Source organism: Dokdonella ginsengisoli (assembly GCF_042652785.1).
Lineage (GTDB): Bacteria > Pseudomonadota > Gammaproteobacteria > Xanthomonadales > Rhodanobacteraceae > Dokdonella_A > Dokdonella_A ginsengisoli.
On the sequence record NZ_JBHSHD010000005.1, the window covers coordinates 242,041 to 254,706 of the forward strand.

At 69.3% G+C, this 12,666-nt stretch carries 10 protein-coding genes; 3 read left to right on the forward strand and 7 right to left on the reverse strand.

What is annotated here, in order from left to right; all coding sequences use genetic code 11:
* The 4 genes from ACFO6Q_RS05610 to ACFO6Q_RS05625 all read right to left on the reverse strand — a co-directional run bounded on the left by ACFO6Q_RS05610 (nt 1) and on the right by ACFO6Q_RS05625 (nt 5,722).
* Entirely contained in the window at nt 1-810 is an 810-nt protein-coding gene (locus ACFO6Q_RS05610; protein ID WP_380019581.1) for a DUF481 domain-containing protein, read from the reverse strand.
* Between the two features lie 140 nt (nt 811-950).
* On the reverse strand, nt 951-2,000 hold the full coding sequence (locus ACFO6Q_RS05615) for a dimethyl sulfoxide reductase anchor subunit family protein (protein WP_380019582.1): 1,050 nt from the start codon (nt 1,998-2,000) through the stop codon (nt 951-953).
* Between the two features lie 9 nt (nt 2,001-2,009).
* Nucleotides 2,010-2,831 carry a 4Fe-4S dicluster domain-containing protein gene (locus tag ACFO6Q_RS05620; RefSeq protein ID WP_380019583.1) on the reverse strand — a complete coding sequence of 274 codons (822 nt, stop codon included), beginning with the start codon at nt 2,829-2,831 and terminating at the stop codon, nt 2,010-2,012.
* Entirely contained in the window at nt 2,828-5,722 is a 2,895-nt protein-coding gene (locus tag ACFO6Q_RS05625; RefSeq protein ID WP_380019584.1) for a molybdopterin oxidoreductase family protein, read from the reverse strand. Before ACFO6Q_RS05625 ends, ACFO6Q_RS05620 begins: the two co-directional genes overlap by 4 nt.
* A gap of 39 nt (nt 5,723-5,761) precedes the next feature.
* Here ACFO6Q_RS05625 and ACFO6Q_RS05630 point away from each other — a divergent pair, with 39 nt between their 5' ends.
* From ACFO6Q_RS05630 to ACFO6Q_RS05640, 3 genes are all read left to right on the forward strand, one after another.
* Nucleotides 5,762-6,358, forward strand: a complete 597-nt coding sequence (locus tag ACFO6Q_RS05630) for a DNA-3-methyladenine glycosylase (protein WP_380019585.1) — start codon at nt 5,762-5,764, stop codon at nt 6,356-6,358.
* 67 nt (nt 6,359-6,425) lie between these two features.
* The gene (locus ACFO6Q_RS05635) at nt 6,426-7,406 is read left to right on the forward strand and encodes a helix-turn-helix transcriptional regulator (RefSeq protein WP_380019586.1); all 981 of its coding nucleotides are present in this window, start codon (nt 6,426-6,428) and stop codon (nt 7,404-7,406) included.
* Nucleotides 7,403-8,368 carry a patatin-like phospholipase family protein gene (locus ACFO6Q_RS05640; RefSeq protein ID WP_380019587.1) on the forward strand — a complete coding sequence of 322 codons (966 nt, stop codon included), beginning with the start codon at nt 7,403-7,405 and terminating at the stop codon, nt 8,366-8,368. Before ACFO6Q_RS05635 ends, ACFO6Q_RS05640 begins: the two co-directional genes overlap by 4 nt.
* Nucleotides 8,369-8,871: 503 nt before the next feature.
* Here the strand turns inward: ACFO6Q_RS05640 and ACFO6Q_RS05645 are convergent.
* The 3 genes from ACFO6Q_RS05645 to trxA form a co-directional block, all read right to left on the reverse strand.
* Nucleotides 8,872-10,134, reverse strand: a complete 1,263-nt coding sequence (locus tag ACFO6Q_RS05645; RefSeq protein WP_380019589.1) for a 2OG-Fe(II) oxygenase — start codon at nt 10,132-10,134, stop codon at nt 8,872-8,874.
* 143 nt (nt 10,135-10,277) lie between these two features.
* Nucleotides 10,278-11,921 (reverse strand): transcription termination factor Rho, encoded by a 1,644-nt coding sequence (gene rho / locus ACFO6Q_RS05650; protein WP_380019590.1) that lies wholly within the window; start codon nt 11,919-11,921, stop codon nt 10,278-10,280.
* Nucleotides 11,922-12,148: 227 nt separating this feature from the next.
* The gene (trxA, locus tag ACFO6Q_RS05655; RefSeq protein ID WP_380019591.1) at nt 12,149-12,478 is read right to left on the reverse strand and encodes a thioredoxin TrxA; all 330 of its coding nucleotides are present in this window, start codon (nt 12,476-12,478) and stop codon (nt 12,149-12,151) included.
* Nucleotides 12,479-12,666 lie beyond the last annotated feature (188 nt).

Below are 12,666 nucleotides of genomic sequence, written 5' to 3' on the forward strand. Positions count from 1 at the left end.
TCAACTGCCGAAGTTGTAGACGAGGTTGGTCGTCATCAGCTGGTCGTTCTTCTTGATGCCCGGCGCGACCTCGGAGTTGTGGCGGATCTGGTAGCCCACCTTCAGCGCGAACGACTTGTTGATCGCGACCTGCAGGCCGGCGTCGTTCTGGATGAAGGTGTTGTCGCTGCCCGATTCGATCAGCAGCGTGTTCACGAACGAGGTCGTGTCGTTGAAGCTGTGCTTGTACGCGATCAGGCCGCGGCCGACGATCTCGCCTTCCGAATCGAAGCTGTGGCGCACCTCGCGGCCGTCGACGATTTCCGGGCCGAGCACGTCGACCGGCTTGTAGCGCTTGTAGCCGGGGCCGACTTCGAACGACAGCTCGTCGCTCTGGTTCTTCAGCAGCGTGTAGCCGTAGCCGAGCGAGATGACCGCCTGGTAGTCGAACGGCGAGAAGTCGTCGTTCTCGTAGCGCAGCGCGCCGACGATGTAGCTGCGCTCGTCGAGCTTGTAGGCCGAGGACAGGCCGGTCTCGTAGCGGTTCGCGTTCAGCTCGTAGGCCTTGCGGAAGCCGATGTCGCCGTTGGCGTTGATGTACGGCGTCTTGACTTCACCCTTGGCGCGCAGCGCGGTCAGGTAGAAGTTGTGCTTCCAGTTCTCGTCTTCCTTGGCGAACTGCAGCTTGGCGTTGAGGTTCTCCGACTTCGCGTTGCCGCGCGCGGCGGCGAAGCCGACTTCGCCGGATCCGGACCAGCCGCCGTCCTCGGCAGCCATCGCGCCGAACGGCAGTGCGGCGAGCAGGGCGATCGGGAGCAGATGCTTCTTCATGTTGCGTTCCTCGTGAGAAAAGGGCGGAAAAAACGAAGAAAAAAAAACCGCAAGAGGGCTTGCGGTCGGGCGGCATGGTAAGCACGCGGGCTAAACCCCGCGTGAACTGCTTCGTAAACAAGCGTTGCGCCGTGACGCGGTCAGCGGCCGTAGTAGGCGATGACCGCGTGACGCGCCTGGGCGAAGAACAGCCAGCGTTCGACGAACAGGCCGGCCAGGCCGGCGACGAGCGCCGCCGCCGCGGGAAGCGCCGGCGCGGAAGGGAACAGCAGCCCGAGCGCGGCGAGCACGGCCGGCAGCACGAATGCGGCGACCAGCGCGATCGCACGCAGCTTGCGCGCGTGCTTGCGCGCCAGCACGAAGCCCATCTCGTGCGTGAGGTAGTTTTCCTCGGTGTGCGGCTGTTCGAACGAGCGCACCGTGCCGAGCGCTTCGAGGCCGGTCGCGTGACCGGCGCTCGCCGGCGATTGCGCGTCGATCGATCGCCAGTAGCGGAGCTTGAGCCAGAAGCCGGCCACGGCGAGCACGATCGTGCCGAGCATCAGGACGCGCCGCTCGGTTGAAGTCGCTCCGGCGAGCGTGCCCGACGCCCACAGCAACAGCGTGCCGCCGTACAGGCCGAGCAGTAGATAGGCGGGAACGACGTGGCGATCGTGCCAGGCGCGGATCGGCTTCAGGCTCGCGTAGATGTTGCCGGTGCAGAACACGGTCGCTGCGGAGCCGAGCGCGATCAGCACGCCCAGCAGCGGCAGCCACGTCGTGTCCCAGGCGCGTTCGTTCCACCCGTGCGGCTCGACGGTTCCGTACATGGGCGCGGTCCAGGCATGGTACGCGCAAGCCGCTTGCTGCAATGCCACGATCGCGACGGGCACGAAGGTGAGCACGGCCGCGACGCCCTCGCGCGACAGCCAGGAGCTGCGCCATTGCGAAAGCGCGCGCCACGCGCGGGCGGGTCGGCCCAGGTGCCCGAGCGAGCAGAGCAGGCCGGCGACGACGAAGACGAGCGCGACGCCGAAGCCGACGAGGTCGAACAGTGCGAAGCGGCACAGCGGCAGCGTCACGCCGGCCTCGGCGGGAGTGGCAGGCCCGCAGAGCATTCCGATCGCAAGGCCCAGTCCGGTCAGGAACCACACGCCGTAGCCGATGCCCGACAGCACGGTGAAGCAGAGGATCGAGAACGTCGGGCGCATCGACGTGCCTCAGCGCGACAGCACGCGGTCGAGCCAGCGCAGCACGCCGGGCAGCTGGTCGCGATCGAGCGTTTCCTCGCGCGCAACGGCCTGCGCGGCGCGTTCGTCGCGTCGCGGCCGCGGCGGCAGGTAGCGGTTGACCGGCGCGTAGCCGAACTCCGGCATCAGCGCGTAGCCGTCGCGCTCGGCGACGAGCCTGGACACCGGCGATTGCGCGTCGCCGAGATCGCCGAAATGCCGCGCGCGCGTCGGGCAGGCCAGCACGCAGGCCGGCTGGCGGTCGGCTTCCGCCAGCGTCTGGTTGTAGATGCGGTCGACGCACAGCGTGCACTTCTGCATCGTGCCCTTCTTCGCGCTGATCTCGCGCGCGCCGTAGGGACAGGCCCAGGCGCACAGCTGGCAGCCGATGCACTTGTCCTCGTCGACCAGCACGATGCCGTCTTCGGCGCGCTTGTAGCTGGCTCCGGTCGGGCACACCGTCACGCAGGCCGGCGTCTCGCAGTGCAGGCACGAGCGCGGAAAGTGCACGGTGAGGCCGGAATCGGGTGGGGATTGGGGCTTGGGTGAAGCAGAGGATGCATTGGACCGGCAGGCTTTTCCGGATCCCGAATCTGCCATCCCCAATCCCGGCTCCACCGCATAGCTGTGCACGCGGTTGAACCAGACGCCGTTCGGCTCGGCGCCGTAGGGATCGGCGTCGGGCAAGGGCCCGAAATCGCCGCCGTCGTTCCACTCCTTGCACGCCACCGCGCAGGCGTGGCAGCCGACGCAGGTGTCGAGGTCGATGACCAGGCCGAGCTTCCTCGGCGACGGTGGCGGCAGCGAGGTCATGTGGCGTCCGTCTGCGCGACGGGTTTCATCGGGCGCATTTCGATGCGGTGCCCGGCCTCGTGCGGAGCGGCGTCGCGCTCGATGCGTACGCGCAGATCGAACCACGCGGCCTGGCCGGTGACCGGGTCGGCGTTGGCGTAGCTGCCGTCGTCGAGCGCTTCGCCGATCAGGTGGTTGAGCAGGAAGCCGTCGCGGTTCTCCGGCGCGTTGCGGCCGAGCTTCCAGGCGCCCTTGCGCTTGCCGATCGCGTTCCAGGTCCACACCGTTCCGGGCGCGGTGCCGGCGTGATGCCTGGCCTGCACGCGGATGCGCCCGCGCGGAGCGACGAGCCAGATCCAGTCGCCGTCGCCGACGCCGTGCTCCTCCGCGGTGCGCGGATTGAGATACAGGTAGTTGCGCGCCGCGATCTGCCGCAGCCAGGCGTTCTGCGAACCCCAGGCGTGATACATGAACATCGGTCGCTGGGTGATCGCGGCCAGCGGAAAGGCCGACGAGTATCCGTCCCTGGAGCGCCCTTCCGCCGGCATTGCCTCGTGGGCCTCGCCCAGGCAGGCCGGGTTCGACCAGAACGGCAGCGGATCGAAATACCGCGCCACGCGCGCGCGATCCTTCGGTGGCGGCTGCGTCGCTCCGTGTCCCTGCGCGGCGAGCCGGAAGCGCTGCAGCGTCTCGTCGTAGAGCTCCAGCACGATCGGCGCATTGGAACCGACGAAGCCGAGCGATTTCGCCCAGTCCAGGTAGTCGCGGTTGGCCATCTTGTAGTAGCGCGCCGCGGCGGGGACTTCCTGATGCCAGTAGCAGCCGTGCTCGGCGTAGCGCTCGAGCTGCTGCGCATTCGGCAGGCCGACGCCGCTCTTGGAGCCGTCCGCGCCGCGCCAGCCGGCGAGCAGGCCGACGCCGGGCGCACGCTCGTGTTCGACGATGTACTGCGCGTAGCCGCGCGGATATTTCGCGGCGCCGCTTTCGTCGACCAGGCCCGGCAGGCGCAGGCGCGCGCCGAGATCGAGCAGCACGTCCTGGAACGGGCGTACGTCGCGATCGGGCGCCACCACCGGCCGGCGGATTGCGTCGCTGGCGCCGTCGGCGTCGGAGATCGGCCGGTCGAGCAGGCTGATGCAGTCGTGGCGCTCGAGATAGGTCGTGTCCGGCAGCACCAGATCGGCGAAGGCCACGGTCTCCGAGTCGTAGGCGTCGACGTAGACGATGCGCGGGATCGCGTACTCGCCGCTAACGGGGTCGCGCGCGCAGAGCATCTGGCGCGTCGCGGTGGTGTTCATCGCCGAATTCCAGCCCATGTTCGCCATGAACAGGAACAGCGTGTCGATGCGGTACGGATCGCCGGCGACCGCGTTGGCGATCACGTTCTGCAGCATGCCGTGCGCGGCGAGCGGATGTTCCCAGGAATACGCCTTGTCGATGCGGCGCGGGCGGCCCTGGTCGTCGACCAGCAGGTCTTCCGGCGCGTGCACGTAGCCGAGCGGACCGGCGTCGAGCGCGCCGTTCGGCTTGCGCGTCTTGCCGGGCCGGTTCGGCGGCGGCGCCGACTTCGGGTACGGCGGCTGGTAGCGGAAGCTGCCCGGCGTGTCGATCGCGCCGAGCACCATCTGCAGCAGGTGCAGGGTGCGGCAGGTGTGGAAGCCGTTGGCGTGCGCGGAGATGCCGCGCATCGCGTGCATCGCGACGGGGCGGCCGGTCATGTGCGCGTGTTCGCGCCCGTGCGCGTCGGTCCATCCCTGCTCGAGTTCGATGGCCTGCTCGAAGGCGACCTCGGCCAGCTCGCGCGCGAGGCGGCGGATCGTCTGCGCCGCCACGCCGCAGATCGGCGCGACCGTATCCGGCGCGTACTCCTCGGTCATGAAGCGCTCGGCGAACAACTGGAACGACGGAGCCGCGCGGCGGCCGTCGGGCAGCACGCATTCGCCGACGACGAGCGGGGAGATGCCGGCGGCGTCGGCGCGCGCGAATTCCGCTTCGGCGGGTGTGGCGCCGGTTTCCCCGTGCACGCGCACCGCGCACAGCGGATGCCCGTCCGCGTCGCGCGCGAACAATCCGTCCTCGGCGCCGCCCGGATCGCGTATCACCAGGTAGTGCGCGTTCGTGTAGCGCACGAGGTAGTGGAGATCGACGCGGTCCGCGTGCAGCAGTTCGTGGATCAGCGCGCCGGCGAGCAGGCCGTCGGTGCCGGGATTGATCGGCACCCACTCGTCGGCGATCGCGCCGTAGCCGGTGCGTACCGGATTGATCGCGACGATCTTCGCGCCGCGCGCCTTGAGCCGGCCGAGGCCGAGCTTGATCGGGTTGGAATCGTGGTCTTCGGCCACGCCCCACAGCATCAGGTATTTCGTCAGCGCCCAGTCCGGCTCGCCGAATTCCCAGAAACTGCCGCCGAGCGTGTACATGCCGGCGGCGGCCATGTTGACCGAGCAGAAGCCGCCGTGCGCGGCGTAGTTCACCGTGCCGAACTGCTGCGCCCACCAGCCGGTCAGCGCCTGGCTCTGGTCGCGCCCGGTGAAGAAGGCGAGTTCGTCGGGATTGCGCGCGCGGATGTCGCCGAGCCACTTCGTCGCCAGCGCCAGCGCCTCGTCCCACTCGATCTCGCGGAACTCGCGCGCGCCGCGCTCGCCCACGCGCAGCAGCGGCTTGGACAGGCGCGCCGGCGAATAGTGCTGCTTGATGCCGGCCGAGCCTTTCGCGCAGATCACGCCGCGGTTGACCGGGTGCTGCGGATTGCCGTCGATGTAGCGCACGCGGCCGTCTTTCAGATGGACGCGGATGCCGCACCGGCACGCGCACATGTAGCACGTGGTCGTCTCGACCTTGTCGCCGGTGGGCAGGTTCAGATGCAGATGGGCGTGCGGCACGTCGGAAAGCGCGGCTGGCGAAGCCGTCATGGTAGCGGATGCGCCGGGGCGGCCGCCTACAATGGCGCGATGCCCCGCCGTGCCGCGCCGCCGATCGCCGAACCCGATGTCCTGCCGCGGACGTTCTATGGGCGCGATCCGCGCGAGGTCGCGCCGGACCTGCTCAACAAGATCCTGCTCGGCCCCGACGGCCGCGCCGGACGCATCGTCGAGACCGAGGCCTACTGCGGGGCGATCGACGCCGCGGCGCATTCGTTCCGCGGACGCACCGCGCGCAACGCGACGATGTTCGGGCCGCCCGGCCACCTCTACGTCTACTTCACCTACGGCATGCACTGGTGCGCCAACGCCACCTGCGGCGACGGCACGGCCGTGCTGCTACGCGCGCTCGAACCGCTGCGCGGCCTGGAGCGCATGCGCCTGGCGCGACCGCGGGCACGCAGCGACCGCGAACTGTGCAGCGGCCCGGCGCGGCTGTGCCAGGCGCTCGGCATCGACGGCGCCGACGACGGCGTCGACCTGCTGGACGGACGGCTGCGCATCGCCGACGACGGCACGCCGCCGCCGCGCGAGCCGGCGGTCGGTCCGCGCGTGGGCATCACGCGCGCCGTCGAGCTGCCGTGGCGCTGGTACGTGCCGGGCAATGCGCACGTGTCGCGGCCGTGAGCGCTGCGGGCATGCCGCTGTGACACACTAGCCGGAGTCCTTCACGCGCGCCGCGCACGACATCGCCATGGACCGCTACGAACGCATCCTGACCCTGCATCGCATCCTCAAGTCGGCGCGCTATCCGGTGCCGTTCGCGCGGCTCAAGGACGAGCTGGCCTGTTCGCGCGCCACGCTGTACCGCGACGTCGCCTTCCTGCGCGATGCGCTCGGCGCACCGATCGAAAGCGGCGGCGGCGAGGAAACGACCTTCCACTACGCCGCCGACGAAGCCGAGCGGTTCGAGCTGCCCGGCCTGTGGCTGACCAGCGAGGAGCTGGCCGCCCTGCTCGCGCTGAACGAGCTGCTGGTGCGCTCCGATCCCGGCGTGCTGGCCGGAGCGCTGGCGCCGTTCCGCGCGCGCATCGAACGCCTGCTGTCGGACCACTCCAGCGGGCGCGCCCTGCCGGTCGAGCGCATCCGCGTGCTCGCCAGCGGTTCGCGCAAGCTCGACCAGGCCGCGTTCCGCGGGGTCGCCAGCGCGCTGCTGAACCGCCAGCGGCTGAAGTTCCGCTATCGCGCGCGCTCGACCGATTCGCAGACCGAACGCACGGTGTCGCCGCAGCGCCTCGCGCACTACCGCGACAACTGGTACCTCGACGCCTGGGACCACAGCCGCGACGCGCTGCGCAGCTTCGCGCTCGACCGCATCCGCGATCCGCAACCGGTCGACGAGCCGGCGCTGGACCGCGACACGGCCGAACTCGACGCGCACCTCGCCTCCAGCTACGGCATCTTCTCCGGCGCGCCGAAGGCGTGGGCGACGATCCGCTTCTCCGAGCATGCCGCGCGCTGGGTCGCCGACGAGCACTGGCATTCGCAGCAGCAGGGCGCGCGTCTGCCGGACGGCCGCTACGAGCTGAAGCTGCCGTACTCCAATTCGCGCGAGCTGCTGATGGACGTGCTGAAGTACGGTCCGGACGCCGAGGTCGTCGCGCCGGTGTCCTTGCGCGAGGAAATGAAGATCCTGCTGCAGCTCGCGCTCGGCGCGTATCAGAACGCGCCATGAGCAACGACGAACCGACCGCGCTGCCGCATGCGTCGCGCGATCTGGTGCCCGAGCGCGGCACGCAGATCTCGCTCGTGCTCGGCTCCGGCGGCGCGCGCGGCTACGCGCACATCGGCGTGATCGAGGAACTGGAAGCGCGCGGCTACTCGATCCGCTCGATCGCGGGCAGTTCGATGGGCGCCCTGGTCGGCGGCATCTACGCGGCCGGAAAGCTGGAGAGCTACGCGGACTGGGTGCGGCCGCTGCAGCGCCTGGACGTGCTGCGCCTGCTCGACTGGACCTTCACCGGCGGCGGCTTCATCAAGGGCGACCGCATCATCGGCGTGCTGCGCGACCTCGTCGGCGACACGGACATCGAGGAACTGCCGATCCCGTACACGGCCGTCGCGGTCGATCTCGACCAGCAGCGCGAGGTGTGGTTCTCCAAGGGCCCGCTGTTCGACGCGATCCGCGCCTCGATCGCGATTCCGACGCTGATCCGCCCGCACCATTACCAGGGCCGGCTGCTCGTCGACGGCGGGCTGCTCAATCCGCTGCCGGTCTCGCCGACCCTGCGCGACCACACCGAGGCGACGATCGCGGTCGACGTCAACGCCGTTCCGGAGCCGCTGTCCTCCGGCGAGGGCGGCACCGGCGGAACGCCGGAGCTGGCGGAAGCCGGGCCGAAGCGCCCGCGTCACCGCATCGCCGCCTTCATCGAGGCGCAGTTCGCCCGGCGCGAGAAGCGCGGCGCGGCGCACGAACCGGGCGCGTTCGAGCTGTTCGCCCGTTCGCTCGACATCGTGCAGGAGACGGTCACGCGGCTGAAGCTCGCCTCGCAACCGCCGGACCTGCTGATCACGATTCCGCGCAACGCCTGCGCGTTCTACGAATTCCATCGCGCCGAGGAACTGATCGAACTCGGCCGTCTACGCACCCGCGAAGCCCTGGCGAGATGGTCGAAGCCGCCCTCCGGCGGCTGAGGAGGAGGCATGGATGCCGACTGGGAGGCGCTCCAGGGACGGAACCCGAGATTCCCCAACCGCGGCCGCCGGGCCGCGTTCGGGTGAGCCATGGATGGCGAACGGGGAGCGCTCCAGGGACGGAACCTGAGATTTCCCACCGCGGCCGCCGGGCCGCGTTCGGGTGAGCCATGGATGGCGAACGGGGAGCGCTCCAGGGACGGAACCTGAGATTCCCCACCGCGGCCGCCGGGCCGCGTTCGGGTGAGCCATGGATGGCGAACGGGGAGCGCTCCAGGGACGGAACCCGAGATTTCCCACCGCGGCCGCCGGGCCGCGTTCGGGTGAGCCATGGTCGAAGCCGCCCTCCGGCGGCTGAGGAGGTCGAACGTGGCCCTCAGGCCACGTGAGGGGGATGCCGACCGGAAAGCGCTCCAGGGACGGATCGTGAAAAGCAGTTCCTTCGCTCTCCGCCGGCTGCGGACCTCAGACCACACGAAGGAACGCCGAGCGATATCCGCCCCTCAATGCTCCAGCTCCGCCCCCAAGATCCGATACGCCAGCGCCCGGTGATCGTCCGAGCCGCCCGTCGCAGCCGGCGTCCAGGTCCGCGCGGCGCGGATCGACAGCGTCACTTCGTTTCCGGCCCGTACGGGCAGCGCGAATTCGACCGGCGTGCGCAGGCCCGGGCGCAGCGCCTGCGTGTAGGAGCGGCCGCCCAGTTCGATCTGCAGCGACTGCTCCAGCCCCAGCTGCGCAGGTGACCACAGTTCCAGCTTCAGCTTCCGCACGGCGCGCGTCGGCACGAAGCGCGTCTGCAATTGGCTTCCGGCCCATTGATCGGGCCACAGGCCGAGCGCCCCGCCGGGCTGCGTCGCATAGCCTTGCAAGGGCAGCCGCTGCGAGGCGCGCATTTCGTCCAGCGCGCGCTCCAGCGCCTGTATCTGCGCGCCGAAATGCCGCTCGCGGTCGTACAGGTAGCGCAGCTGCGTGCGCATGCGGCTGAAGCGCCGCGTCAGGTCCTGCACGTCGCTCCCGTCCAGTGCGCACCCGGCGCGCAGGTGCCGCGGCATCGCCTCGGGCACGTAGATCGTCGCATGCGGAGGCGCGGTCTGCTCCGGCGGCCGCTCGCGCGTGTACAGGTAGATCGCGAACGACTTGCGCGAAAGCCGCTCCTGCCCCTCGGGCAGGCGGATCTGCGAGAAGCCGTGCCACGACGTCTCGCTGGTCTCGAAGATCACGCAGGAATTGAACGCGGGCGGGAAGGCGCAGACCTCGTCGCGCGCCTCGTCCCACGGCGAGGAATGCAGCTCCAGCGCACCGCCCCATGGCGTCTCCCAGTGCGGGTTGAGGTAGACGATCAGGTTCAGGCGGCGGTGCCAGCGCGTGCGCGGGTGGTAGTTGAAGTCCACGTGCACGTCCAGGCTCTGCCCGTCGCGGTTCTCGTGCGTCCCGCCGCCGACGTAGTCGGGGTCGTACAGCAGGTCGGGGATGCCGGTCACGCGCGAGACGAAGCCGAGGAACTGCGGCGTCTGCAGGTAGGCGTCCAGCGCGCGGTAGCCGTCGGACAGCTCGCGCACGTCCATGCGCACGGCCTTGCCGCCGACTTCGCCCATCTCGTTGAGCGCGTGCCGTTTCTCGAAATCCGGGAATTCGTCCAGCAGGCGCCGGCAGAACGCGCGATCGAGGAAGTCCGGGATCGCGACGTGACGGAAGGGCAGGGCAGTACGGAAACGCTCGGCGAGCTCGTCGGCTCGCGCCACCACGGTCGGATCGATGCCCGGCATGGAAGTTCTGGAGGCTGGATGAGGACGCCACAGAGTGCGGCGCGCAGGTGAAGGTTCCATGGCACGGCGCCGGCGCGGCGCCCTTCGCGGAAGTGGTGCCGCGGGTCTTCGGCCCGCCGTCGTGACGACGGCGGGCCGCGCGATCAGCCGCGCTTCATCGACGAGAAGAACTCGTCGTTGGTCTTGGTGTTCTTCATCTTGTCGAGCATGAATTCCATCGCCGCCAGCTCGTCCATCGGATGCAGCAGCTTGCGCAGGATCCAGATCTTCTGCAGCTGGTCCGGATCGATCAGCAGCTCTTCGCGGCGCGTGCCGGAGCGGTTGATGTCGATGGCGGGGTAGACGCGCTTCTCGGCGATGCGTCGGTTCAGGTGCACTTCCATGTTGCCGGTGCCCTTGAACTCCTCGTAGATGACCTCGTCCATCTTCGAGCCGGTGTCGATCAGCGCCGTCGCGATGATGGTCAGGCTGCCGCCTTCCTCGACGTTGCGCGCGGCGCCGAAGAAGCGCTTCGGACGCTGCAGCGCGTTCGCGTCGACGCCGCCGGTCAGCACCTTGCCCGAACTGGGCACCACGGTGTTGTAGGCGCGCGCCAGGCGGGTGATCGAGTCGAGCAGGATCACCACGTCCTTCTTGTGCTCGACCAGGCGCTTGGCGCGCTCGATCACCATCTCGGCGACCTGCACGTGGCGCACGGCCGGCTCGTCGAAGGTCGACGCGACGATCTCGGCGCGCACGCCGCGCTGCATCTCGGTGACTTCTTCCGGACGCTCGTCGATCAGCAGGATGATCAGGTGCGCATCCGGATGGTTGTGCACGATCGCCTGCGCGACGTTCTGCAGCATCATCGTCTTGCCGGCCTTGGGCTGGCTGACGATCAGGCCGCGCTGGCCGCGGCCGATCGGCGCGACGAGGTCGAGGATGCGGCCGGTGATGTCCTCCGACGAACCGTTGCCGCGCTCGAGGTGGAACGCCTTGCGCGGGAACAGCGGCGTCAGGTTCTCGAACAGGACCTTGTTCTTCGACGCTTCCGGCGGCTCGCCGTTGATGTGGTCGACCTTGAGCAGCGCGAAGTAGCGCTCGCCTTCCTTCGGCGGACGCACGCGGCCGGTGATGTAGTCGCCGGTGCGCAGGTTGAAGCGGCGGATCTGGCTCGGGCTGACGTAGATGTCGTCCGGGCCGGCGAGGTAGGAGGCGTCGAAGCCGCGCAGGAAGCCGAAGCCGTCCTGCAGGATCTCCAGCACGCCTTCGCCGTAGATGCCGCCGCCGGCGCGCGCATGCGCCTTCAGGACCAGGAATACGATGTCCTGCTTGCGCGCGCGCGCCACGCCTTCCTGCACGCCCAGGCTCTCGGCCAGGGTCAGCAGTTCGGCGGCGGTCTTGCGCTTGAGGTCGTTGAGATCGATCAGCGGACCGTTGCCGCCGCCGTTGCGCTCGTCGAATTCCTCGTCGAGGTTGGGGTTGTTGTGCCCCTGCGGATTGTTGCCGTGGCGGTTGCGGCGGTCGCGGCGACCGCGGCGGCCCTGGCCTTGCTGGTTCTGGCCCTGGCCCTGCTGCGGCTGGGCGTTGCCGGACGCCTGCCCCTGCGGTGCCGGCGCCACGTTGCCGTCCGCGCCGGCGGGCGCAGACTCGGCGGAAGGGGCAGCCGGCGCGTCGGACGCGGTCTCGGGCGCTTCCTGGGAAGGGTTCTGCTGGCCTCGCGGAGCACGCTGGCGGCGGCCTTCGGCACGGCCTTCGGCTACGGCGACGGGGCCGTTCTCGTTCGTTTCGTTTTCGGACACGGGCAATCCTCGCTGGGCGCCGTTGGTGAAGCTGGGAGGGAAGGATTCGGGGAGAAGCGGGCGGAGCGGCTGTGGCTCCGGGCGCTTGCGGGCTACGTTAGCACCGCCCCGGGCGGGCGTAAAGCGGTGAAGCCGGGATTGGGCATTGGGGATTGGAGATCCGGAAAGAACGAGACGGGGCAGCTCGACGGCTTTTCACCGATCTCCAGTCCCGAATCTCCAGTCCCGGCGTTTCAGGCGATCGCCTTGTCGATCATCTGGGCGAGGGCGGACTTGCTGACGGCGCCGATCTGGGTCGCCTGCACCTTGCCGTCCTTGAAGATCATCAGGGTCGGAATGCCGCGCACGTTGTAGGTGCGGGGGGTCTTCTGGTTGTGGTCGACGTTGATCTTGGCGACCTTCAGCTTGCCTTCGTAGGAGGCGGCCAGGTCGTCGAGCATCGGCGCGATCATCTTGCACGGACCGCACCATTCGGCCCAGAAGTCGACCAGCACCGGCTCGGACGAGTTGAGGACCTGTGCCTCGAACTGGTCGTCGCTGACATGCGAGATATGTTCGCTCACGATGACTCTCCGTAAAGGGGGAAAGGCCGGCCACCGCGCGTCGAAGGCGGGCTTCCGCTACACTCAAGCGGTTGGGCGGCACGGAAAGGGGTACGGCAGGGCGCGAAACGCACGCGCTCATTTGAGCCCAAACCCCGACCCGCTGCAAGCTGGGGGCGTCGCCGCGCATTGCAAGAGCGACGTCGTGC

Bases quoted from the DNA above. Each gene is read 5' to 3' on its own strand.
- ACFO6Q_RS05640 (WP_380019587.1), top strand. From the start codon at position 7,403: ATGAGCAACGACGAACCGACCGCGCTGCCGCATGCGTCGCGCGATCTG.
- ACFO6Q_RS05625 (WP_380019584.1), bottom strand. From the start codon at position 5,722: ATGACGGCTTCGCCAGCCGCGCTTTCCGACGTGCCGCACGCCCATCTG.
- ACFO6Q_RS05620 (WP_380019583.1), bottom strand. From the start codon at position 2,831: ATGACCTCGCTGCCGCCACCGTCGCCGAGGAAGCTCGGCCTGGTCATC.
- ACFO6Q_RS05645 (WP_380019589.1), bottom strand. From the start codon at position 10,134: ATGCCGGGCATCGATCCGACCGTGGTGGCGCGAGCCGACGAGCTCGCC.
- ACFO6Q_RS05635 (WP_380019586.1), top strand. From the start codon at position 6,426: ATGGACCGCTACGAACGCATCCTGACCCTGCATCGCATCCTCAAGTCG.
- ACFO6Q_RS05610 (WP_380019581.1), bottom strand. From the start codon at position 810: ATGAAGAAGCATCTGCTCCCGATCGCCCTGCTCGCCGCACTGCCGTTC.
- ACFO6Q_RS05630 (WP_380019585.1), top strand. From the start codon at position 5,762: ATGCCCCGCCGTGCCGCGCCGCCGATCGCCGAACCCGATGTCCTGCCG.
- ACFO6Q_RS05615 (WP_380019582.1), bottom strand. From the start codon at position 2,000: ATGCGCCCGACGTTCTCGATCCTCTGCTTCACCGTGCTGTCGGGCATC.